We start from the raw sequence: 21050 nt of genomic DNA, 5'->3' as shown, positions 1-21050 counted from the left end.
GAGGCGATTCGCTACCGCTCCATCCCCTCGGACATTCGAATCGCCCCCCGCAGGAAGCGTTTCTTCTCATCACCCTAGTGGTGATTCTCCTGATGGTTTTCCAACGTCTCCAGCAAGGCGACCTGCATCCGCGTGTGCACGCGGATAAGCCAGCGCCACAGCAAGGCCGCCACAACTGCCGCCACCACCACGATCAACACCAACAACTCGCTGGTCGGCAGGATGCTGGCAGACAGTGCAGAGAGCAGCAGGAAGATCACCAGCAATGACAACAGCGGGATCACTTCGGCAATCACCCGACGTACCCGCTGGGTGTGCCTGCCGGCCATTTCCGGCTTGACCCCCATCTCGGCCAGCAGCATCGACAGTGCCTTGAGCTTGCGGTAGGCGGCGATCAGGAACGGCAGTGACAGCAGCAGCGCAGCGCCCCAGATCATCGCCTTCTGCTGGCCAACGTCGCTGACCCATTCGCCCAGGTAGACACCGATGCGCGCAGCGAAATAGCCGCCGCTGAAGAAGATCGCCACCACCAGTGCCAGGTTCACCCCCACCTGCAGCAGGATGCGCCGGATCATCGACGCCAGCAGTGCGCCCTCGCCATGCGGCTGGATGCTTCGCAGCCACTCGCCATACAGCGACAGCACTCGCGCCAGGCGCTGCGGCACCACCTTGGAAAGCTTGAGCGACAACGGATCAGCCCCACGGATCAGGTACGGTGTCAGCAAGGTGGTGATGGCCGATACCGCCACCGCGACCGGGTACAGGAAGTCGCTGGTGACCTGCAGGGTCATGCCCAATGCAGCGATGATGAATGAGAACTCACCAATCTGTGACAGGCCCATGCCCACTCGCAGCGAGGTGCGTCCGTCGTTGCCGGCGATAAAGGCTCCCATGCCGCAGGACAACATCTTGCCCAGCACCACGGCGATGGTGATCACCACGATCGGCCAGGCATATTCGACCAGCACCAGCGGGTCGATCATCATGCCGATGGCGACAAAGAAAATGGCACTGAACAAGTCCCGCACCGGCTCGATCAGCCGCTCGATCTTCACCAACTGGCGGGACTCGGCCATGATCGCGCCAATCAGGAACGCGCCCAGCACCATGCTGTATTCAAGCTTGACCACCAGCAGGCAGAAGCCGAAACACAGCCCCAGCACGGTAATCAGCAGCATCTCGTTGCTTTCAAAACGCGCTACATAAGCCAGCAGGCGCGGCACCAGCAGAATGCCCACCACCAGCGCGACGATCATGAACAGCGACAGCTTGCCGACCGTGGAGAACACCTCGCCCGAGCTGACCGAGCCACTGACAGCGATGCCCGACAGCAAGGCAATGATGCCGATGCCCAGAATGTCCTCGACGATCAGTACGCCGAAGATCAGCTGTGCGAAGCGCTCGTTTTTCATCTTCAGGTCGTTGAGCGCCTTGACGATGATAGTGGTCGAGGAGATCGCCAGGATGGCGCCGAGGAACAGCGAGTCCATGGTGCTCCAGCCGAACCAGCGGCCGATCTCGAAGCCAATCCAGATCATCAGGACGATTTCCAGGAATGCCGCGATGAATGCCGTGGCCCCCACCTTGAACAGCTTGCGCAGGCTGAACTCCAGGCCCAGGCAGAACATCAGGAAGATCACCCCTAGCTCCGCGAGGGTCTTGATGGTGTCTTCGTCGTGGATCAGACCAAACGGCGGAGTGTGGGGGCCGATAATGAAGCCGGCAACGATGTAGCCCAACACCACCGGCTGCTTGAAGCGGTGAAAGAGGATGGTGACCACACCGGCGACGAGCATGATCACTGCCAGATCCTGGATGAAACTGATGGCATGCACGGCGCGGTACTCCTTACCCCAAGACAATGAACACCCCGCGACCTCCTCAGATTTGACTGATTGAGTTGCAGGGACATAGTGTTTTTAATGTAGGAAACCCACCTTGCATGGGTTTCCTCAGGTTAACACCGCCGCCAGTTGCGAAAAGCCGATGCAATAAGTGGAAACAGATCGACCAAATCAACGCCGTTAATGGCACAAACAGCGTGACGGCAAGGCCGCTGTCAGCGTCCCGTCATTAGATGGGAATCGTAATAGGGGATAGAAGCGTGAATACCAGTCGCCACCCCGCCTCAGCGCAACCTCACCGTGAGCACACTATGGAACCTGGAAACGCCCAGCTATCGATGACTGTCTTGATGACCCCGGACATGGCCAATTTTTCTGGCAACGTTCATGGCGGCACCTTGCTCAAGTACCTCGACGAAGTCGCCTATGCCTGCGCCAGCCGCTATGCCGGCCGCTACGTGGTGACCTTGTCGGTTGACCAGGTGGTCTTTCGCGAGCCGGTGCATGTCGGCGAGTTGGTGACCTTTCTTGCCTCGGTCAACTACACCGGCAACACCTCGATGGAGGTGGGCATAAAAGTGGTCACCGAAAACATTCGCGAGCGTTCGGTGCGCCACAGCAACAGTTGCTTCTTCACCATGGTCGCAGTGGATGACGACCGTAAGCCGGTTGCCGTGCCACCCCGCCAGCCAGAAAGCAGCGAAGAAAAACGCCGCTTCCTGCAGGGCAAGCAACGCCGCCAGATTCGCCAGGAGCTGGAAAAACGCTATCAGGAGCTCAAGGGCGACGCGATCTAAGCGTCAAGACGTCGGGCCTCGAAGCGCACCCGTGGATGCACGATGCGGTCCTGGGCCCGTACCAGCTCAAGCTCGTAGCTGGCGCAGGCCTGGGTTTCGAGCAGCGCCTCATGAACAGCGGCTGCTGTGAATTCAAACGCCGCTACCCAGCTATCGCCCAGCAGCACTCGCGCCAGGAACAGCCCCGAGGTCAGATCACCCACGCCCACAGGCTGGCGCGGGAAGGCCAGCAGCGGACGGCGCAAATGCCAGCTGCCCTCACCTGTCACCAGCAACATTTCAAACTCTTCCGCGCCGCGCCCCGGGTAGACCAGGTGCTTGACCAGCACCGCTTTTGGTCCGCGCTCCAGCAGACTGCGCGCCATGGCGACGCAGTCTTCCAGTGACTCGGGGCGCCGCTCACAGAAGCTGTCGAGCTCCAGCTGATTGGGGCACAACACATCAGCTACCGCCACCGCCTCATCCAGCAGAAACGTACTGACTTCCGCCGGAACGATGCAGCCCTTCTCCGGATGTCCCATTACCGGATCGCACAGGTACAACGCCTTGGGATTGACGGATTTGATCCGCGCCACGCCACTGAGAATCGCCCGCCCTTGCTCGGCACTGCCCAGGTAACCAGACAACACTGCATCGCAATTGCCCAACTCACCGATCGTCGCAATACCCTCCACCAGCGCGGGAATTTGCGCTGGCGCAAGCACTTCCCCGGTCCACTGACCATACTGAGTGTGGTTGGAGAACTGCACAGTGTTGAGGGGCCACACATTCACACCGACCCGTTGCATGGGGAACACCGCCGCGCCATTGCCGGCGTGACCGAAAACCACATGGGACTGGATAGCGAGCAGGTGCGGCGTACGTTTCATGCAGGACTTCCGAAGCTGATAAATGAAAACACGGCGCGCAGTATGGCGCTAAAAGGCACCTGTACGACAGACCGGAGAGGCAGGTAAGCTGGGCGTACTTCGTTGGAGCAAATGTAATGCTGACCCTGGGTAATCTCTTCGTGCTGATGGTGCTGGGTGCTGGTGGCGCCTGGCTGTGGCATAACCACGGATTGCGTGAAAAGGCCCTGGATCGGGTCAAGCAGCACTGTGCAAAACTCGACCTGGAACTGCTCGACGGTAATGTGGCGCTCAAGCGAATCGGCTTCGTTCGCGATGCCCAAGGGCGCAAGCGCCTGGCCCGTGTGTATAACTTTGAGTTCACCGTCACTGGTGAGCAACGCCACCCCGGCACCGTCACTCAGTTTGGCGCTCACAGCATGCAGATCGAACTGGCGCCCTACCCGTTCGAAATCAAAACAGTCCCGCATGCCGATAACGTCATTGAAATGAACCAGTGGCGTCAGGATCACAATCGCTGGCGAAACTAAAGACGGCAGGCCTGCATGGCTTGCTGCAGCGCTTCCACGTCCTGGGCAGTGGAAAAAATCAACTCAAGACGTGAATCACGCCGCCATTCACTGGGCTGCCAGCGCAACTCATGCTGCCCTGCCAAGGCGTTGATCGACTGCCACCCTTGGGGGCTGTGGATAACCAGCTTGGCCCGACGCCAGTCAAAATCGCGTAACAGCAGCTCAATGCGCTGTGGATAAAAAATCTGTCGAGGGTGCCAGCGCCAGCCGATGCTCCAACCCTCTGCAACATCTTGTACACAGCAAATGGGCTCCTCCGGATTTATCCACAGACTCGCCAACGGCCCAGTTTCATTGGGCAATGTCAGCTTACCCACAGCCTCGCCCGGACTGATATCAACAGGCAGTTTCGACAATTGCAGCTCACCGTGATCTGTCCAGAACAACGTTCTTTTTGGCAGATTTGCCGTTATCCACAGACGTTTTTCACTGTCCACAGGCTGCGATTTATTCAATACCAACAAACCCGCTTCGAGCAACGCCTCCTGCTGGGCACTGGGTAAGGCAACGCCGGCTGCCAGTTGTTCGGCATCCAGCACGACCACAGCCGGCTGAACTGCCAGCACACCGCGCCAGGGCGGCTGGCGCAGTTGTTCAAGTAATTGCAGCGGATGCCCCAGGCCTGAGGGTTCGATGAACAGCCGATGCGGTTTGGCCTTGCGCAACAACCGCGCCAAGCCGATCTGGAATGGCGTGCCATTGACGCAGCACAAACACCCGCCCGCCACCTCGCCCATGGCAATGCCCTGATCGTCGGTGCTCAGCAGCGCGGCATCCAGGCCGATCTGCCCGAACTCGTTGATCAGCACTGCCCAGCGCTCATCAGCCGGTCGTTGGGCGAGCAAGTTGCGAATCAGACTGGTCTTGCCGGCGCCCAAGGGCCCGGCAATAACGTGAGTGGGGATGTTCTGCAGCATAGGACGCCAAGTGCTCGGGATTTTCGTCACTATGCCTTGAGGTCAGCCCTTCAAGCCACCTCCTCGACATACCAGGGGCCGAAAGGATCTGGCAGTTGCAGCCAGCTTTCGACACCCCCGGCCATCTCCACCTCGGTCAGCAGGCACGCCTGCAGCTCGGCATCCAGCTGGGCAAAATCAATGTCCTGGCCGATGAACACCAATTCCTGACGGCAATCACCGCAATCCGGCGTCCAGTGCTTGAGGATAGTAGCAGTGCTCTGCTCGTCCTGCGGCCAGTGCTCGCGCGGGACAAAGCGCCACCAGCGCCCGGCAAATCCATAGCGCATCATGCCCCCGGCCTGGGACCAACTACCGGCGTCCTGGTGCTTGCTGGCCAGCCAGAAGAAGCCCTTGGAGCGCAGCAACCGGCCATTGCTCCAGGGCCCGTTGATAAAGTCGAAGAAGCGTTGTGGATGCAACGGCCGGCGGGCTTGCCAGGTGGTGGCGGCGATGCCGTACTCCTCGGTTTCCGGGACATGCTCGCCGCGCAGTTCCTGCAGCCAGCCGGGGGCCTGGGACGCCCGCTCGAAGTCGAACAGGCCGGTGTTGAGGATCGCCTCCAGCGGCACCTGGCCCATCACCATCGGCACTATCTTCGCGTGAACATTGAGACGCCGCAGGATGGCACTCAACTCATCACGCTCGTGACTGCTGATCAGATCAATCTTACTGAGCAGGATCACATCGGCGAATTCCACCTGCTCGATCAACAGATCGGTGATAGAGCGCTCGTCTTCCTCACCCAGGGTTTCGCCGCGGCTGGCGAGACTCTCCGCACCCTGGTAGTCGCGCAGGAAGTTGAGCCCGTCGACCACGGTGACCATGGTGTCCAGCCGCGCCTGATCGGCCAGGCTGCGACCCTGGTCATCACGGAAGGTGAAAGTCTCGGCGACAGGCAGTGGCTCGGAGATGCCGGTGGACTCAATCAGCAGGTAGTCAAAGCGCCCTTCACGGGCCAGCCGCCCCACCTCCTCAAGCAGGTCTTCACGCAGGGTGCAGCAGATGCAGCCGTTGCTCATCTCCACCAGTTTTTCTTCAGCCCGGTTGAGGCTGACATTGCGCTGCACCTCGCTGGCATCGATGTTGATTTCACTCATGTCGTTGACGATCACTGCCACCCGCAGGTTCTCGCGGTTGCGCAGAACATGATTGAGCAGCGTGCTTTTACCGGCTCCCAAAAAGCCGGATAACACAGTGACGGGAAGGCGATTGGGCATGGGACGGGTCCTCATCAGGGCGAGTGCATTCAAATGATACATTGCGCAATGTTATATAGTAACAATACAATCTCGCCAACCCGCTTCCCCTGAATACGACCAAGAGACACCACAAAATGAGATTGCCGGGCTTGTCCGCCACCGTTGCGCTGCTGTGCCTGAGCACCAGCTCCCAAGCCATTCCCTTGAGCCAAGGTCTGGCGCTGTGCACACGCAGTGCTACGTTGCTGGCCTGTGGCGATGCGCTGGGCAACTACTACAGCGTACAAACTGCCGGCAACACGACCTACTTGCGTGGCTATGAAGCACAAGGCCGGCGGCTGTGGACACAAACCAACAGTCGCTACGGGCAATTGACCTTTTACACAGGCCTGGCCAGCGACGGTGAAACCTGGGTGGGTTACAGCCGAAAAATCGGCTGGACTACCCTCAACAGCGTTTCAAGTTCCAGCGGTCAACGTTTCACCCTGCGCTGCAATCGCCTGAGCGGCTGCCACTAGTACTCTCTACCGTCACACACTTTCGAGCCGTTCATGACAGCACTCACGCTCCCGGACATTGCTGCACAAGACATCCATACCAACTTGCCGCTGGAGTGGGTCGGCATGTGCAATATCGCCTTGCCGGTACATTTTGCAGGCGACACACTTCGCGCCAGTGCCGATGCTGGGGTCAGCCTGGACGACGGTACTTCGCGCGGCATCCATATGTCGCGACTGTACCTGGCATTGGAAAGTTTTGAATCCGAGCCATTGAGCGTGCCGTTGCTGCACACAGTGTTGGAGCGTTTCCTCGACAGCCATCGTGGGTTGTCAGCCAGCGCCTACCTGAATTTGCGCTTTGAACTATTGCTCAAACGTCCGGCATTGATCAGTCCATTGGCGGGTTGGAAATCTTATCCGGTGAGCCTGGCAGCGCACCTGAAAGACAAAGTGTTCCACGTGGAACTAAAAGTTGGGCTGAAATACTCCTCCACCTGCCCCTGCTCTGCTGCCTTGTCCAGGCAGCTCATTCAACAACAATTCCTGAACGATTTTGGCAATCGAAGCCTCAGTCATGAAGCTGTATTGAGCTGGCTAGGAAATACGCAGGGCATTGTGGCAACCCCACATAGCCAACGCAGCACCGCAACATTGAACATTCGCCTGAAACCCGAAGTTTGCGAATTGCCGATTACGGAACTGATCGATCAGGCAGAATCCGCTTTGGGCACCGCGGTGCAAACCGCAGTGAAGCGTGCAGACGAACAAGCTTTCGCCTTGGCCAATGGTCAAAATCTGATGTTCTGTGAAGATGCGGCAAGGCGGTTGCACATTACTCTTCAACACCTGAACTGGCTGACTGGCTTCAATCTGCGCGTGGAACATGCAGAGAGCCTGCATGCCCACGACGCGGTCGCCCAGAGCCAGTGGCGCTGGTAACTCTTCAGGCAAATGCTAAGTACGCGGTTTGACTGTGCCGCAGTCGTTGCCCAACCAGACCGCACGCGTGTTCATGCTGCCCTGCTGCTGAACACCCGAGGCATTGAAGGTGCCGCTGACCTGCGTGAGAAACTCGCGGTCGCTGAGGAAAGTCGCCTGCCCTGCACCTTGCGCTTTCGGGCAACTGAAGGTGAACTTCCACACATTGCCCGTGCGTTCGGTGATCTTCTGGGTGCAGCCCGACTTGGGGTCCTGCAGCGGAATATCGTCGGTCTTCACCTGCTCGGGTGTGAGGCATGAGCGCACCCCCTGACCAGCCACACTGATGCCCTGCTGAGCCAAGCCACCCTCAATCATCGCCCGCTGCTCGGGTGGCAGGTTCTTCAACTGACCGAGCATGAAACCCATATCAGGCAGTGGCTTTCCATCGACCTGCATGTTGCTGGTCGTCAGTTCCCACAACCCCGGTTGCAACATCTGCGCATGCACCAACGGACTCGACAGCCCCAACACCAGTGCGAGCATCGGCAGACGACTTTTCATGTAATGACTCCTCGAAACTCCAGCCCCAAGCTGGAACAGAGCTTAGACGTCAATTTGGCCTTTGGGTTGCAACTGGGGTGTGGAACATGCTCTGTTAGAGGCCGTGCCTTTGGACAGCAGGATGCGTATGGATTACCACAGCCCCTACTTCTTCGGTTACCTCATCGGTGCCTTGCACCTGCTCGGGGCCATCGCCGCGACACATGCGGTGCTCACCGTACGTACAGCCCAGGGAGCCATTGCCTGGGCCCTGTCGCTGCTGTTCATTCCCTACTTCACCCTGATCCCTTATCTGGTGTTTGGCAGCCGGACATTCGACGCCTACATCAAGGCGCGTCGCCAGGCCAACCGCGAAATGCATGTGGCCATGGCCGACCTCAACTGGCGGCCCTGGGTTGAGGAAGCGCTCACCGCGCGTAATTCAGAGTCCTATGGCGCCCTGCGGGCCATGCCCAAACTTGGGCGAATGCCCTGCCTGGCCAACAACCAGGTGAGTCTGCTCATCGATGGCAAGGCCACATTCGATGCCATCTTCGCGGCCATCAGCCAAGCCCGCGACACAGTGCTGGTACAGTTCTTCATCATTCATGACGACACGCTGGGCCGCTCACTTCACAGCCTGCTGCTCAAGAAAGCCGCCGAAGGCGTGAGGGTCTATGTGCTGTATGACCGGGTCGGCAGCCATGCCCTACCCTCCGCCTACAGCCAGACCCTTCGAGACGGCGGCGTGAATATTCGCGCCTTCGCCACCCGCCGCGGCTGGTTCAACCGCTTCCAGGTGAACTTTCGCAACCACCGCAAGATCGTCGTGGTCGATGGGCTGCAAGGCTTTGTCGGTGGCCACAACGTGGGCGATGAATACTTGGGGGGCAAACCAAAGCTCTCGCCTTGGCGCGACACCCATGTGCAAGTCAGCGGCCCGGTGCTGGCCTGCCTGCAGGAATCGTTTGCCGAAGACTGGTACTGGGCCACTCGCCAGTTACCACCACTGATCCTGCCCGATACCTATCCCGAAGATGGCGTGCTCTGCCAAGTGCTCGCCAGTGGCCCGGCCGACTCACAGGAGACCTGCTCGCTGTTTTTTGTCGAAGCGATTCATTCAGCCCGCGAACGCGTTTGGATCACCAGTCCCTACTTCATTCCCGATGAAGCAGTGTTTGCTGCGCTGCGCCTGGCGGTATTGCGTGGTGTGGACGTTCGCATCCTCCTGCCGTCGCGTGCCGACCACCGCATCGTCTATGCAGCCTCGAGCCTGTTTGCCTTCGAGGCCGTGCGCGCCGGGGTGAGGATGTACCGCTACGGACCAGGCTTCCTGCATCAGAAGGTGGTGTTGATCGACAACGAGATCAGCGCCATCGGCAGCGCCAATCTGGACAATCGCTCCTTCCGCCTGAACTTCGAAGTGATGCTGTTGACCGTCGACCGCGCCTTCGCCGACCAGGTCGAAACCATGCTCCTGCATGACTTCGACCTGGCCCGGGAGATAACCGCCGAAGACAGCGAGGACACCCATCGCTTGCAACAACTGGGCATGCGTATCGCCCGGTTGATCTCACCCATTCTCTGAGCGCGCTTAGCGGTACAGATCCTCGCGAGTCAGTGGCAGGTCATGGTGGCCGTCGGCAAAAGGTTTGACTGCGAGGATCTGGTGCAGGTTGATCCAACCCTTGGCGAAGGCATAGGAGCAGCCCGCCAGGTACAGGCGCCAGATTCGCAAAGCCTTCTCCGGCACCATCGTAGAGGCTTTGTCCAGTTCGCTTTCAAGGCGGTCACTCCAGTGCTGCAATGTGCGCGCATAGTGCAGGCGCAGGCTCTCGACATCGACAACTTCCAGCCCCGCCTGGCTGACGGCGGCCGTGATCATCGACAGGTGCGGCAGCTCACCATGGGGGAACACATAACGATCGATGAAGCTGCCAGCACCCCGCCCTACCGGACGCCCGTCCACATGCTTGGCGGTGATGCCATGGTTCATCACCAGGCCGCCTTCGCGCACCGCGCCGAACAGGCGCTGGCAATACAACGCCAGGTTGGCATGGCCAACGTGTTCGAACATACCGACACTCACGACCTTGTCGAAACGGCCATCCTGTGGAATATCGCGGTAATCAAGAATCTTCAGCTCTACTTTGTCTTGCAGGCCTTCGGCCTTGATGCGCGCCTTGCCGAGCTTGAGCTGCTCCTTGCTCAGGGTGATGCCCAGCACTTTGACGCCAAACTCGCGGGCGGCAAAGCGTGACAGCCCTCCCCAACCACAGCCGACATCGAGCAGGTAGTCACCCGGCTGCAGGCGCAGCTTGCGGCACAGGTGCTCGAACTTGTTCTGCTGGGCCTGTTCCAGGGTGTCCTGGTCGGTTTTGAAATAGGCACAGGAATAGGCCATGTCCTTGTCCAGCCACAACTGGTAGAAGTCATTGGACAGGTCGTAGTGATAGGAAATCGCCGCTGCATCGGTGGCCTTGTCGTGCTCGCGGCGCACCGGTTGATCGTCGACTTCATCCTTGAGCAGCGCTTCGCTGAGTTCGTCGCAAACCCGGATCACCTCACTGATGGTGCCCTCCAGCTCCAGCTTGCCTTCGACAAAGGCTGCGCCCAGTTCGTCCAGGCTCGGGTGGGTCAGTTGGGTAATCAGCTGCGGGTCCTTGACCAGAATGGTGACCTGCGGCTGGGGACCCAGATCATATTCATGACCATCCCACAGCTTCAGGCGCAGGGGCAGTCGCAGGCTTTGCAGAACAGGTGGAAGTTGCGCAAGCATGAAATGAACCCTCCTTTTTTCTTCGGACGTCACCGCAGAAGGGTAGTTCATACTGAATAATTTTCAGCCTAGCGCGACCATGGTCTGGAACTGTCACGCCCGTTCCAGACCCTCGGACGGTGCGATAAATTGTATACAATCACTCACCCAGCAGACTAATCTTGGCGCCATTGTCGATTCTTCATCCTGGAGTACAACAATGAAAACCTATGATGTGGTGATCATCGGCGGCGGCCCCGGCGGCTACAACGCCGCTATTCGTGCTGGCCAGCTGGGCTTGAGCGTGGCTTGCGTCGAAGGCCGTTCAACCCTTGGTGGCACCTGTTTGAACGTTGGTTGCATGCCGTCCAAGGCGCTGTTGCATGCCTCGGAGCTTTACGAAGCGGCCGTGGGCAGCGAGTTCGCCAACCTGGGTATCGAGGTCAAGCCGACCTTGAATCTGGCCCAGATGATGAAACAGAAAGACGAAAGCGTTACTGGCCTGACCAAGGGCATCGAGTTCCTGTTCCGCAAGAACAAGGTCGACTGGATCAAAGGCTGGGGCCAACTGGCAGGCCCGGGCCGGGTCAATGTGAGCACCGAAGACGGTAGCGTCACCGAACTGCAGGCCAAGGACATAGTCGTCGCCACCGGTTCCGAGCCAACCCCGCTGCCCGGCGTGACGATTGATAACCAGCGCATCATCGACTCCACCGGCGCCCTTTCGCTGCCGGGCGTCCCCAAGCACCTGGTGGTGATTGGCGCCGGTGTGATCGGCCTGGAGCTGGGTTCGGTATGGCGTCGCCTCGGCAGCCAGGTCACCGTCATCGAATACCTGGACCGCATCTGCCCGGGTACCGATGAAGAGACCGCCAAGACGCTGCAACGCTCGCTCGCCAAACAAGGCATCACCTTCAAGCTGGGCAGCAAGGTGACCCAGGCCAGCGCCTCGGCAGACGCCGTCAACCTGACCCTTGAGCCTGCCGCCGGCGGCGCCAGCGAAAGCCTGGAAGCCGACTACGTGCTGGTCGCCATCGGCCGCCGGCCCTACACCAAGGGCCTGGGCCTGGAGAGCGTCGGGCTGGAAACCGACAAGCGCGGCATGCTTGCCAATGAGCATCACCGCACTGCAGTACCGGGCATCTGGGTCATCGGCGACGTCACCTCAGGCCCGATGCTCGCGCACAAGGCCGAAGACGAAGCGGTTGCCTGCATCGAGCGAATCGCCGGCAAGCCCCATGAGGTCAACTACAACTTGATTCCCGGGGTGATCTACACCCGCCCGGAACTGGCCAGCGTCGGCAAGACCGAAGAGCAGCTCAAGGCCGAAGGGCGTGAGTACAAGGTCGGCAAGTTCCCCTTCACCGCCAACAGCCGGGCCAAGATCAACCACGAGACAGAAGGCTTCGCCAAGGTCCTGGCTGATGCCAGGACCGACGAAGTACTGGGTGTACACCTGGTCGGCCCGAGCGTCAGCGAAATGATCGGCGAGTTCTGCGTGGCCATGGAGTTCTCGGCGTCAGCCGAAGACATCGCCCTGACCTGCCACCCGCACCCGACCCGTTCCGAGGCCTTGCGCCAGGCCGCGATGAACGTCGAAGGCATGGCCATGCAGATCTGACCTCAGTCAGTTCGCAGCCCTGCCCTGCTCGCCTGCGGCGCTGGTCGCCGCAGGTTGAGCAGCAGGTGGGCGAACAGGCCGAAGATCAGCCCCCAGAACGCCGCCGACAAGCCCATGAAGGACATACCCGAGGCTGTCACCAGAAAGGTGATCAGCGCCGCCTCGCGATCACTCGGCACACTCATCGCTCCCGCCAGTGCCCCCCCGATGGCGCCGAACAACGCCAGCCCGGCCAACGCTGCAATCAAGGCCGCCGGAAAGGCGGTAAACAGCGACACCAAGGTCGCGCCGAACACCCCCAGCAGCAGGTACAGCACCCCACCCGACACCCCCGCCCAATAGCGCTTGCCCGGATCGTCGTGCGCTTCGCGGCCGGTGCAGATCGCCGCAGTGATCGCCGCCAGGTTCAGACCATGGCAACCAAAGGGCGCCAGTAAGACACTGGCCAGGGCATTGCTGGAAATGATCGGGCTGGCAGGTGTGCGATAGCCGTCGTTGCGCAAAACGGCAATGCCCGGCACAAACTGCCCGGTCAGCGCCACCATCACCAACGGCAGGCTGATACTCAACAGCGCATGCCAAGTGAACGCCGGCGTGGTCCACACCGGCGTGGCCAGGCCCACTACCAGCGCCGAGCTGTTCATCTCACCACTGAACACCGCAATGCTCACCCCACACACCAGCACGGCCAGAACCGCATAGCGAGGGGCAATGCGCTTGAACATCAGGTAGGTGACGAACATTGCCAACACCAGCAGCGGTTGCGACTTCAGCGAGATGAACAACCCGGTGCCGAAGCTGAACAGAATACCCGCCAACATGGCAGCAGAGATGGCCGGTGGCAGCTTGCTGACAATGCGGTCGAAGGCACCGGAAACGCCGACCAGCAAGATCACCAGGTTGGGGACGATATAGGCCCCCACCGCCTCGGCGAAGGCGATATCCGGCAGCAGCGCCACCAGCAGGGCCGATCCCGGCGCAGACCAGGCAATCACCACCGGCACCTTGTAGCGCAGGCTGAGTACCACGCCCAGCACGCCGCTGCCGATGGAAATTGCCCATACCCACGAAGACAGTTCGGCCGCCGACAACTGTGCGCTGTGGGCGGCCTGGAAAATGATCACCAAGGGGCCTGCGTAAGAAATCAGCGTGGCAATGAAGCCGGCGACCAAGGCGGAAAGGGAGAAGTCCTGAATTATTGTTTTCATTGATCATCCTTAAAGAGCATCGCGGGGCAAGCCCGCTCGTACAGGGATTTCTGTAGGAGCGGGCTTGCCCCGCGATGGATTCAACCCGGATATCAGGCGTCCTGCAATGCCCGCGGCCGCTGGCTGCGCACTTCATTCGCAGGCTTGGGCGCACCGAGCAACTGGAAGTCAAAATCCATTTCGGCAAAGCGCCCCTCCACACCCCGGGCATCCGCTGCGGCCGCATCCTCTACAAAGCGCAGCTCTCCGATCAAGCCGTCACGGGTGGCATAGGCAAAGTCATCCCACAGGTACTCATCGCCCGCCAGGTTGATCTGGGTGGTCAGGTGACGATACCCCGGCGCCGAGATAAAGAAGTGAATGTGCGCCGGGCGATTGCCATGGCGGCCGAGCTGGTTGAGCAACTCCTGGGTCGGGCCGTCTTCAGGGCAGCCATAGCCCGACGGCACGATGCTGCGCGCGCGGTAGCGGCCGTCGGCATCGGTGACGATGCGTCGGCGCAGGTTGTAGTCCGACTGGGTGCTGTCGAAGTAGGAGTAGGTGCCCTGGGTATTGGCGTGCCACAGGTCCACCACTGCACCGGCCACCGGCTGGCCCTGCTCGTCCAGCACGCGGCCCTGAAGGAACATCACCGTACCCGAGTCCAGGCCATCGTCCATGCGCACCTCGCCTTCGGCCATCGGCGCGCCCGCCACATACAACGGGCCTTCGATGGTGCGCGGGGTACCGCCGCTGATACCGGCCTCGGCATCCTGGGCATCCAGTTGCAGGTCCAGGTAGTGCTCCACTCCCAGCCCCGCGACCAGCAGGCCAGCTTCCTGGCGACTGCCCAGGCGGTTGAGGTAGTCCACGGCCTTCCAGAACTCATCGGGTGTCACTTGCAGGTCTTCGATGATGCGCGCCACGTCGTTGACGATGCGGTTGGTCAGCAGCTTCAGGCGTGGGCTGCCCAGGTCATTGTTCAGGCCACTGACTTCTTCGAAGAATGTCTGCACGTCGGCAGTGTGGGCAATTTTCACGGTCATGACAGGTACCTCGAATTGTTGTTATCGGCGTTTGGCGTTCAACGGTCGTCGCTGTGGATCGAAGACGGGTGGCGACACAGGCCATCGATCTCGATGTCCATGTAGGGGAACAGTGGCAGCTGCATCAGGGTGTCGTGCAGCGCCTCGACGCTGGGCAGGTCGAATACGCTGTAGTTGGCGTAGTGGCCGGCGATTCGCCACAAGTGGCGCCAGGCACCTTCGCGCTGCAGGCGCTGGGCCAGTGCCTTCTCGTCGGCCTTGAGCTGCGCGGCGTTGGCCGGGTCCATGTCCAGGGGCAGGTTCACGGTCATTTTCACGTGGAACAACATGGCATCTCTCCTTACGTGCGGCTGAAGAACGCCAGGCGCTCTTCGTCCAGGGTCAGGCCCAGGCCTGGGGTACGAGGTACGTGCAAGGCGAAGTCGCGGTACACCGGTGCTTCGATCACGATCTCTTCAGTCAGCAGCAGCGGGCCGAACAGCTCGGTGTGCCAGGTCAGCTGGTTGAGGGTTATGAAGGCATGGGCGGCGGCCAGGGTGCCGATCGAACCTTCGAGCATGGTGCCGCCATACAGGGCGATACCTGCCGCTTCAGCGATCTGCGCTGTACGCAACACGGCACGGGGGCCACCGTTCTTGGCGATCTTCAGGGCGAAGATGCTGGCGGCACCGTCGGCGGCCAGGCTGAAGGCGTCCTCGACGCTTTCAATGGATTCATCGGCCATGATCGGTGCCGGGCTGCGCTGGTTCAGGCGAATCTGTCCGGCGCGGTTGATGCGCGAGATCGGTTGCTCGACCAGGTCGATACCATTGTCACCCAGCACCTGGCAGGCGCGGATCGCCTGGGACTCGTCCCAGTACTGATTGACGTCGACCCGCACACTGGCGCGCTCGCCCACCGCCCGTTTGATGGCGATCACATGCTTGAGGTCATGGGCAACGTCGTTGGCGCCGATCTTCACCTTGAAGATGCGGTGGCGGCGCAAATCGAGCATCTGCTCGGCCTCGGCGATGTCGCGCTCGGTGTCGCCGCTGGCCAAGGTCCAGGCCACTTCCAGGCTGTCGCGCACGCGCCCGCCAAGCAGTTCACTGACCGCCAGGCCCAGGCGTTTGCCCTGAGCATCGAGCAAGGCGCTCTCGATGCCGGAACGGGCGAAGGTGTTGCCTTTGATCACCTTGTCCAGGCGCTGCATGGCAGCGTTGATGTTGCTGGCATCCTGGCCGATCAGTAGCGGTGCAAAGTAGCTGTCGATGTTCTGCTTGATGCTTTCCGGGCTTTCGTTGCCATAGGCCAGGCCGCCGATGGTGGTGGCCTCGCCCAGGCCTTCGATGCCGTCGGAGCAGTGCAGGCGGATGATCACCAGGGTCTGCTTCTGCAGGGTGTGCATCGCCAGCTTATGCGGGCGAATGGTGGGCAAGTCGACGATCAGGGTCGAGATGCGTTCAATCAAGGGATGACTCATCGAAGGTTCTCCAGGGGCGCTCAACCGAGGTCGCCGCCGCCGACCGGCAACACCGTGCCGGTGATGTAGGAAGCCTCGTCGGAGGCCAGGAAGAGGATCGCGCCAACCTGCTCATCGAGGTTGCCGTAGCGTTTCATCAGGCTGCTGTCGAGGGTCTGGTCGACGATCTGCTGGTACCAGGCTTTCTCTTCGCTGCTCTGCTCGGCACGGTTGCGTGGCACCCGCCGTGGCGGCGCTTCAGTGCCCCCCGGCGCGGTGGCATTGACACGCACACCGCGGCCAGCGGTCTCGAATGCCAGGCAAGCGGTCAGTGCATTCACTCCCCCCTTGGCCGCGCCATAAGGCACGCGGTTGACACTGCGGGTGGCAATCGAGGACACGTTGACGATGGCGCCCCTGCCCTGTTCCAGCATGTAGGGCAGCGCCGCATGACAGCACCACAAGGTAGGGAACAGCGAGCGCCGGACTTCCGCCTCGATCTGCGCCGCTTCGTAGTGCTCGAACGGTTTGGCCCAGATGGTGCCGCCAACGTTATTGACCAACACATCCAGCCGGCCAAAATGCTCCACCGCTGCTGCCATTACCCGGCTGCACTCGTTGTGCTGCTCAAGGTCGGCGGTCAGGGTCAGTACACCTTCGCCTTGCAGCTCGTGAACAAGCTCCGAGCGGTCCACCGCCACCAGGGTCGCGCCTTCGTCGAGCAGGCGCTCGCACAAACGACGGCCGATCCCCTGCGCTGCGCCGGTAACCAGCGCGACTTTGTTGTCGAATCTGTTGTTCATGACAACCTCGAATAAAAAAGGGACCGACCGTACCCGCACGATGCGCCCGGCCCCGTAAAACGGGTTCAGGCAGCGGCGGCGGCAAACTTTTCGTAGTAGAAATTCGCCGGGGTGATACCCTGTTCGCGGATGTACTGGCTGACCGCCTCGACCATCGGCGGAGGACCGCACAGGTAGACATCGACATCGCCTTCGTTGAGATGGCGAGGCTCGATGTGCTGGGTGACATAGCCCTTGAGCGGGTGCTGGCTCTCGGGGTTGGCCACACACGCGCTGAAGCTGAAGTTGGGGATGCGCTCGGCGAACGACTGCAGGCGGTCGAGTTCGACGAGGTCGAAGTCGTTGGTCACGCCGTAGACCAGGTGCAGCGGATGCTCGCTGCCCTCCTCGGCGATTTTCTCCAGCATCGCGGTGAACGGCGCCAGCCCCGTGCCACCGGCCAGCAGCAACAACGGCCGACGAATCTCGCGCAGGTAGAAACTGCCCAAGGGGCCGGCCAGGGTCATGCTGTCGCCCGCCTTGGCAAGGCCGGTGAGGAAGCTGCTCATCAGGCCGCCCGGTACGTTGCGGATCAGGAAGCTGACCTCGCCGTCCTTCTGCAACGAACTGAAGGAGTAGGCGCGGGTCTGCTCGCTGCCAGGCACGCCAAGGTTCACATATTGCCCCGGCAGGAAAGCCAGGCGACTCAACGCCTCACCCTTGATCGACAAGGCAATGGTGCTGTCCGAGAGCTGGCGTACGGCGCTGATGCTGGCCTGGTAGCTGGACTGTTCGGTCTTGCACACCTGGGACGATGCCGGGATCCTTACCACGCAATCGCTTTGCGCACGCATCTGGCAGGTGAGCACATAACCCTGGCCGGCTTCTTCCTCGCTCAAGGCGTCTTCGATGTACTCCTGACCCAGGTCGTAGCGACCGGCTTCGGCGAAACATTTACAGGTGCCGCAGGCGCCGTCACGGCAGTCCAGCGGGATATTGATGCCCTGGCGGTAAGCGGCATCGGCCACGGTTTCGTCAGCGGTGGCGTCGATGAAACGGGTGACCCCGTCCTCGAAATTCAAGGCGATCTTGTGCATGGCGCACCTCGCGTAAAAGCTGGATTCAGATGTGGTAAACGTCGATGACCTGACGCACGTAGTCGTTCTTGAGCACCACCTTCTTGGCCTTGATCAGCGGTCGTTCACCGCGCACATCAAGGGTGTAGAAACTGGTACCGAAGTGACTGTCCACGGTCTTGTAGCGAAAGCTCAGGGTGTGCCAGTTGAAGCGCACCTTGCACAGGCCTTCGCCCTGCTCCAGCAGCTCGATGTTGCTGATGTTGTGCGAGGTCCGGGTGTCGGGCATGGTCGCACTGGAGCGTTCGGTCTTGATGCGGAACACCCGGTCTTCCAGGCCGCCACGGTTGCCGTACCAGATCAGCGATATTTCCCGTTGCGGGTCTTCGGTGAGCTGGTCGTTGTCGTCCCAGGCCGGCATCCAGAAGGTGGCATCGCTGGCGTAGCACTCCAGCCACTGGTCCCATTGGCTGTCGTCCAGGTAACGCGCCTCTTCGTAGAGAAAGTCGCGTACGTGCTCGAAGGAAATGCTCATTGCACGGCCTCCACGGGGATCAGTTGCTGCTCGGTGGCGAGTGCCTTGAGCATGGTGTCCTGCCAGTACTTGTGTTGCAGCACGAACAGGCCTTCGTCCTCGGTGCGTACACCGCTCATCTGCGGATGCAAGTCGATTTCCTGGGCGGCTGTGTCGGCACCTTCGATCCAGTGGGTGGCACCACGCGACATATCGTTCCAGCCTCGCCCGCCCTGGTAGCCCATCTGGCAGGAGCGGAATTCTTCCAGGTCGTCCGGGGTGGCCATGCCACTGACGTTGAAAAAGTCTTCGTACTGACGAATGCGCTGGGCCCGGGCTTCGGCGCTTTCGCCCTTGGGCGCAATGCAATAGATGGTGATCTCGGTCTTGTCCACGGCAATCGGCCGGGCAATACGGATCTGCGAACTGAACTGGTCCATCAGGTACACGTTCGGGTACAGGCACAGGTTGCGCGAGTTCTCGATCATCCAGTTGGCACGGGCCTGGCCGAAGTCGGCAGCCAGCTCGTCGCGGCGCTCGAACAGCGGACGGTCCTCGGGGTTGGCCCAGCGGGTCCAGAGCAGCAGGTGACCTTTGTCGAAGGAGTAGAAACCACCACCGCTCTTGGCCCAGCCGCCAGCGCTCATGGTTTTGACTTCATCACCGGCCTCGCGCTGCTTGCGCTGGTTCTGGGTGGCGGCGTAGTTCCAGTGCACGGCGCTGACGTGGTAACCGTCGGCGCCATTCTCGGCGGTCAGCTTCCAGTTGCCTTCGTAAATGTAGGAAGACGAGCCGCGCAGCACTTCCAGGCCTTCAGGCGACTGGTCGACAATCATGTCGATGATCTTGGCCGACTCACCCAGGTGCTCCACCAAGGGCACCACATCCGGGTTCAGGCTACCAAACAGAAAGCCGCGGTAAGACTCGAAGCGGGCGACCTTGGTGAGGTCGTGGGAGCCTTCGCAGTTGAAGCTGGCCGGGTAGCCGGCGTCCACCGGGTCCTTGACCTTGAGCAGCTTGCCAGAGTTGTTGAACGTCCAGCCGTGAAAGGGGCAGGTGTAGGAGGAGCGGTTTCCGCTCTTGTGCCGGCAAAGCATCGCACCGCGGTGGCTGCAGGCATTGAGGAAGGCATTGAGCACCCCATCCTTGTTGCGCGCGATAAAGATTGGCTGGCGCCCCATGGTGGTGGTGAGGAAGTCGTTCTTTTCAGGAATCTGGCTTTCGTGGGCAAGGTACAGCCAGTTGCCTTCGAAGATATGTTTCATTTCCAGATCGAACAGACGGGGGTCGGTGAACATCTCGCGCTTGCAGCGAAAGACGCCCTTCTCCTGATCTTCTTCAAGCAGGGAATTAAGGTAATCGAATCCCAGGGACATGGCCGGGGCCTCCGTTGTTATTGTGTTCAGGCCATGTCAGGTTAGGGAGCGAGGGGCACGGCAAATATCCGCTTTGTGCAGACCTTTATCCGTTTTCTGCAAAGTGTCAGGGGCGACGCTTGAGGGTATCGGAGGGGAGTTCGCCGAACAGCGACTTGTAGGTTTCCGAGAAACGGCCGAGGTGGACGAAGCCATAGTCCATGGCCAGCTCGGTGATATTGCGCACCGTACACTGCGGGTCGCTGAGGCTGGCTCGGATGCGCGCGAGTTTTTTATCGCGGATGTAGACCTTGGGCGTGGTGCCGGCGTTGCGCTCGAACAGAATGTACAGTGAGCGCAGACTCATGCTGGCCTGGCGGGCCAGTTGCTCGCTGCACATGTCCTGCTTCAGATTTGCCTCGATGTACTCGGCAATACGCTCGAACGACGACGCTTGCCCGCCCAGCGCCTCGCGCCTGACATTGGTTGGCATCAGGGTCAAAAGCTTGCTGGCGACAATCTGGCTGTAGTGCTCCTGCACCCGCAGCAATGGCTCGCTGGCTTCGGCTTCATGGCAGACCATGGCCAGCAACCCGGCAAACCCTTCCAGCGCCAGCAACTGGTAATGGTTCTGGATGAACCGCACGCCTTCGCTGGGGCGCTGCCAGCGTTGCTCGTCACAGACACTTTCGAGCAGGCGGTTGGGCAGCTTGAGGATGAATTTTTCGCAGTCGGCCGAATAGGCGAGATCCACTGGTTCATCCGGGTTGATCAGCAGCAGCTCGCCGGGCCCGAGCAAACGCTCGGCACGCCCGCGTCGCCACAGGCAGTGGCCACGCAGCAGGATCTGCAGGTGAAAGACGTTCTCCAGGGCTGCCGACATCACCCGCACTTCACCGCCATAACTGATCCGGCACAAATCGAGGCTGGCAAACTTGCGGTGGTCGAGGCATGCCTCGGGATGCCCGTAGCGCGGCAAGCGGATGTGGTGCACGCCGACATGCTGATTGACGTAGGTCGACACGGCATGAGGATCGGCACGATCGAAAACCCGGCTGCGCTCACTGAGCAGGGGACTCTCCATACCAGG

Annotated in this window: 21 protein-coding genes; 6 read left to right on the top strand and 15 right to left on the bottom strand. The window is 60.6% G+C overall.

What is annotated here, in order from left to right; translation table 11 throughout:
- Positions 1-74 precede the first annotated feature (74 nt).
- Positions 75-1835 carry a cation:proton antiporter gene (locus ABVN19_RS23180; protein ID WP_028942519.1) on the bottom strand — a complete coding sequence of 587 codons (1761 nt, stop codon included), beginning with the start codon at positions 1833-1835 and terminating at the stop codon, positions 75-77.
- 320 nt (positions 1836-2155) lie between these two features.
- Between ABVN19_RS23180 and ABVN19_RS23175 the strand changes: the two genes are divergently transcribed.
- Entirely contained in the window at positions 2156-2641 is a 486-nt protein-coding gene (locus ABVN19_RS23175) for an acyl-CoA thioesterase (protein WP_028942520.1), read from the top strand.
- On the opposite strand, the gene pdxY is transcribed toward ABVN19_RS23175, so the two are convergent.
- Entirely contained in the window at positions 2638-3510 is an 873-nt protein-coding gene (pdxY, locus tag ABVN19_RS23170; protein WP_028942521.1) for a pyridoxal kinase PdxY, read from the bottom strand. The genes ABVN19_RS23175 and pdxY overlap by 4 nt on opposite strands.
- A 116-nt stretch (positions 3511-3626) precedes the next feature.
- On the opposite strand from pdxY, the gene ABVN19_RS23165 reads away from it, so the two are divergent.
- Complete coding sequence (locus ABVN19_RS23165) at positions 3627-4019, top strand: DUF3301 domain-containing protein (RefSeq protein ID WP_028942522.1); 393 nt, start codon at positions 3627-3629, stop codon at positions 4017-4019.
- Here ABVN19_RS23165 and ABVN19_RS23160 read toward each other — a convergent pair.
- Both ABVN19_RS23160 and zigA read right to left on the bottom strand, forming a co-directional pair.
- Entirely contained in the window at positions 4016-4978 is a 963-nt protein-coding gene (locus ABVN19_RS23160; RefSeq protein WP_028942523.1) for a CobW-like GTP-binding protein, read from the bottom strand. The genes ABVN19_RS23165 and ABVN19_RS23160 overlap by 4 nt on opposite strands.
- Positions 4979-5028: 50 nt before the next feature.
- Positions 5029-6237 (bottom strand): zinc metallochaperone GTPase ZigA, encoded by a 1209-nt coding sequence (gene zigA, locus ABVN19_RS23155; RefSeq protein ID WP_105641054.1) that lies wholly within the window; start codon positions 6235-6237, stop codon positions 5029-5031.
- A gap of 116 nt (positions 6238-6353) precedes the next feature.
- Here zigA and ABVN19_RS23150 point away from each other — a divergent pair, with 116 nt between their 5' ends.
- Both ABVN19_RS23150 and folE2 read left to right on the top strand, forming a co-directional pair.
- Positions 6354-6737: a hypothetical protein gene (locus ABVN19_RS23150; RefSeq protein ID WP_028942525.1), complete on the top strand. Its 384-nt coding sequence runs from the start codon at positions 6354-6356 to the stop codon at positions 6735-6737.
- A gap of 33 nt (positions 6738-6770) precedes the next feature.
- Positions 6771-7658 (top strand): GTP cyclohydrolase FolE2, encoded by an 888-nt coding sequence (gene folE2 / locus ABVN19_RS23145; RefSeq protein ID WP_105641055.1) that lies wholly within the window; start codon positions 6771-6773, stop codon positions 7656-7658.
- Between the two features lie 15 nt (positions 7659-7673).
- On the opposite strand, the gene ABVN19_RS23140 is transcribed toward folE2, so the two are convergent.
- On the bottom strand, positions 7674-8201 hold the full coding sequence (locus ABVN19_RS23140) for a DUF3617 domain-containing protein (RefSeq protein WP_028942527.1): 528 nt from the start codon (positions 8199-8201) through the stop codon (positions 7674-7676).
- Positions 8202-8328: 127 nt separating this feature from the next.
- Between ABVN19_RS23140 and cls the strand changes: the two genes are divergently transcribed.
- Entirely contained in the window at positions 8329-9768 is a 1440-nt protein-coding gene (cls, locus tag ABVN19_RS23135) for a cardiolipin synthase (RefSeq protein WP_028942528.1), read from the top strand.
- A 6-nt stretch (positions 9769-9774) separates the two neighbouring features.
- Here cls and cfaB read toward each other — a convergent pair whose 3' ends face one another.
- Positions 9775-10959 (bottom strand): C17 cyclopropane fatty acid synthase CfaB, encoded by a 1185-nt coding sequence (gene cfaB, locus ABVN19_RS23130; RefSeq protein ID WP_028942529.1) that lies wholly within the window; start codon positions 10957-10959, stop codon positions 9775-9777.
- A gap of 199 nt (positions 10960-11158) precedes the next feature.
- On the opposite strand from cfaB, the gene lpdA reads away from it, so the two are divergent.
- A complete protein-coding gene (lpdA, locus tag ABVN19_RS23125) occupies positions 11159-12559 on the top strand; it encodes a dihydrolipoyl dehydrogenase (protein ID WP_028942530.1) in 1401 nt (466 codons plus the stop codon).
- Between the two features lie 2 nt (positions 12560-12561).
- On the opposite strand, the gene ABVN19_RS23120 is transcribed toward lpdA, so the two are convergent.
- From ABVN19_RS23120 to ABVN19_RS23080, 9 genes are all read right to left on the bottom strand, one after another.
- Positions 12562-13767, bottom strand: a complete 1206-nt coding sequence (locus ABVN19_RS23120; protein WP_105641056.1) for a benzoate/H(+) symporter BenE family transporter — start codon at positions 13765-13767, stop codon at positions 12562-12564.
- A gap of 92 nt (positions 13768-13859) precedes the next feature.
- Positions 13860-14792 carry a catechol 1,2-dioxygenase gene (gene catA / locus ABVN19_RS23115; protein WP_105641057.1) on the bottom strand — a complete coding sequence of 311 codons (933 nt, stop codon included), beginning with the start codon at positions 14790-14792 and terminating at the stop codon, positions 13860-13862.
- A gap of 38 nt (positions 14793-14830) precedes the next feature.
- Complete coding sequence (gene catC, locus ABVN19_RS23110) at positions 14831-15121, bottom strand: muconolactone Delta-isomerase (RefSeq protein WP_028942533.1); 291 nt, start codon at positions 15119-15121, stop codon at positions 14831-14833.
- Positions 15122-15132: 11 nt separating this feature from the next.
- Positions 15133-16254 (bottom strand): muconate cycloisomerase family protein, encoded by a 1122-nt coding sequence (locus tag ABVN19_RS23105; protein WP_105641058.1) that lies wholly within the window; start codon positions 16252-16254, stop codon positions 15133-15135.
- A 20-nt stretch (positions 16255-16274) separates the two neighbouring features.
- Positions 16275-17036, bottom strand: coding sequence for a 1,6-dihydroxycyclohexa-2,4-diene-1-carboxylate dehydrogenase (locus ABVN19_RS23100; protein ID WP_028942535.1), 762 nt, complete (start codon positions 17034-17036; stop codon positions 16275-16277).
- Positions 17037-17101: 65 nt separating this feature from the next.
- A complete protein-coding gene (gene benC / locus ABVN19_RS23095) occupies positions 17102-18112 on the bottom strand; it encodes a benzoate 1,2-dioxygenase electron transfer component BenC (protein WP_028942536.1) in 1011 nt (336 codons plus the stop codon).
- A gap of 25 nt (positions 18113-18137) precedes the next feature.
- The gene (benB, locus tag ABVN19_RS23090; protein WP_028942537.1) at positions 18138-18626 is read right to left on the bottom strand and encodes a benzoate 1,2-dioxygenase small subunit; all 489 of its coding nucleotides are present in this window, start codon (positions 18624-18626) and stop codon (positions 18138-18140) included.
- A complete protein-coding gene (benA, locus tag ABVN19_RS23085) occupies positions 18623-19981 on the bottom strand; it encodes a benzoate 1,2-dioxygenase large subunit (protein ID WP_028942538.1) in 1359 nt (452 codons plus the stop codon). Before benA ends, benB begins: the two co-directional genes overlap by 4 nt.
- Before the next feature lie 106 nt (positions 19982-20087).
- On the bottom strand, positions 20088-21044 hold the full coding sequence (locus tag ABVN19_RS23080; protein ID WP_028942539.1) for an AraC family transcriptional regulator: 957 nt from the start codon (positions 21042-21044) through the stop codon (positions 20088-20090).
- Positions 21045-21050: the final 6 nt, after the last annotated feature.

Origin of the sequence: Pseudomonas vranovensis, assembly GCF_040438935.1 — a bacterium.
Classification (GTDB): Bacteria; Pseudomonadota; Gammaproteobacteria; order Pseudomonadales; family Pseudomonadaceae; genus Aquipseudomonas; species Aquipseudomonas vranovensis.
This window is presented reverse-complemented; position numbering and strand designations above follow the sequence as displayed.

Excerpts from the sequence above, each read along its gene's own strand:
- ABVN19_RS23175 (WP_028942520.1), top strand. The coding sequence starts at position 2,156 with ATGGAACCTGGAAACGCCCAGCTATCGATGACTGTCTTGATGACCCCG.
- pdxY (WP_028942521.1), bottom strand. The coding sequence starts at position 3,510 with ATGAAACGTACGCCGCACCTGCTCGCTATCCAGTCCCATGTGGTTTTC.
- ABVN19_RS23165 (WP_028942522.1), top strand. The coding sequence starts at position 3,627 with ATGCTGACCCTGGGTAATCTCTTCGTGCTGATGGTGCTGGGTGCTGGT.
- ABVN19_RS23160 (WP_028942523.1), bottom strand. The coding sequence starts at position 4,978 with ATGCTGCAGAACATCCCCACTCACGTTATTGCCGGGCCCTTGGGCGCC.
- zigA (WP_105641054.1), bottom strand. The coding sequence starts at position 6,237 with ATGCCCAATCGCCTTCCCGTCACTGTGTTATCCGGCTTTTTGGGAGCC.
- ABVN19_RS23150 (WP_028942525.1), top strand. The coding sequence starts at position 6,354 with ATGAGATTGCCGGGCTTGTCCGCCACCGTTGCGCTGCTGTGCCTGAGC.
- folE2 (WP_105641055.1), top strand. The coding sequence starts at position 6,771 with ATGACAGCACTCACGCTCCCGGACATTGCTGCACAAGACATCCATACC.
- ABVN19_RS23140 (WP_028942527.1), bottom strand. The coding sequence starts at position 8,201 with ATGAAAAGTCGTCTGCCGATGCTCGCACTGGTGTTGGGGCTGTCGAGT.
- cls (WP_028942528.1), top strand. The coding sequence starts at position 8,329 with ATGGATTACCACAGCCCCTACTTCTTCGGTTACCTCATCGGTGCCTTG.
- cfaB (WP_028942529.1), bottom strand. The coding sequence starts at position 10,959 with ATGCTTGCGCAACTTCCACCTGTTCTGCAAAGCCTGCGACTGCCCCTG.
- lpdA (WP_028942530.1), top strand. The coding sequence starts at position 11,159 with ATGAAAACCTATGATGTGGTGATCATCGGCGGCGGCCCCGGCGGCTAC.
- ABVN19_RS23120 (WP_105641056.1), bottom strand. The coding sequence starts at position 13,767 with ATGAAAACAATAATTCAGGACTTCTCCCTTTCCGCCTTGGTCGCCGGC.
- catA (WP_105641057.1), bottom strand. The coding sequence starts at position 14,792 with ATGACCGTGAAAATTGCCCACACTGCCGACGTGCAGACATTCTTCGAA.
- catC (WP_028942533.1), bottom strand. The coding sequence starts at position 15,121 with ATGTTGTTCCACGTGAAAATGACCGTGAACCTGCCCCTGGACATGGAC.
- ABVN19_RS23105 (WP_105641058.1), bottom strand. The coding sequence starts at position 16,254 with ATGAGTCATCCCTTGATTGAACGCATCTCGACCCTGATCGTCGACTTG.
- ABVN19_RS23100 (WP_028942535.1), bottom strand. The coding sequence starts at position 17,036 with ATGAACAACAGATTCGACAACAAAGTCGCGCTGGTTACCGGCGCAGCG.
- benC (WP_028942536.1), bottom strand. The coding sequence starts at position 18,112 with ATGCACAAGATCGCCTTGAATTTCGAGGACGGGGTCACCCGTTTCATC.
- benB (WP_028942537.1), bottom strand. The coding sequence starts at position 18,626 with ATGAGCATTTCCTTCGAGCACGTACGCGACTTTCTCTACGAAGAGGCG.
- benA (WP_028942538.1), bottom strand. The coding sequence starts at position 19,981 with ATGTCCCTGGGATTCGATTACCTTAATTCCCTGCTTGAAGAAGATCAG.
- ABVN19_RS23080 (WP_028942539.1), bottom strand. The coding sequence starts at position 21,044 with ATGGAGAGTCCCCTGCTCAGTGAGCGCAGCCGGGTTTTCGATCGTGCC.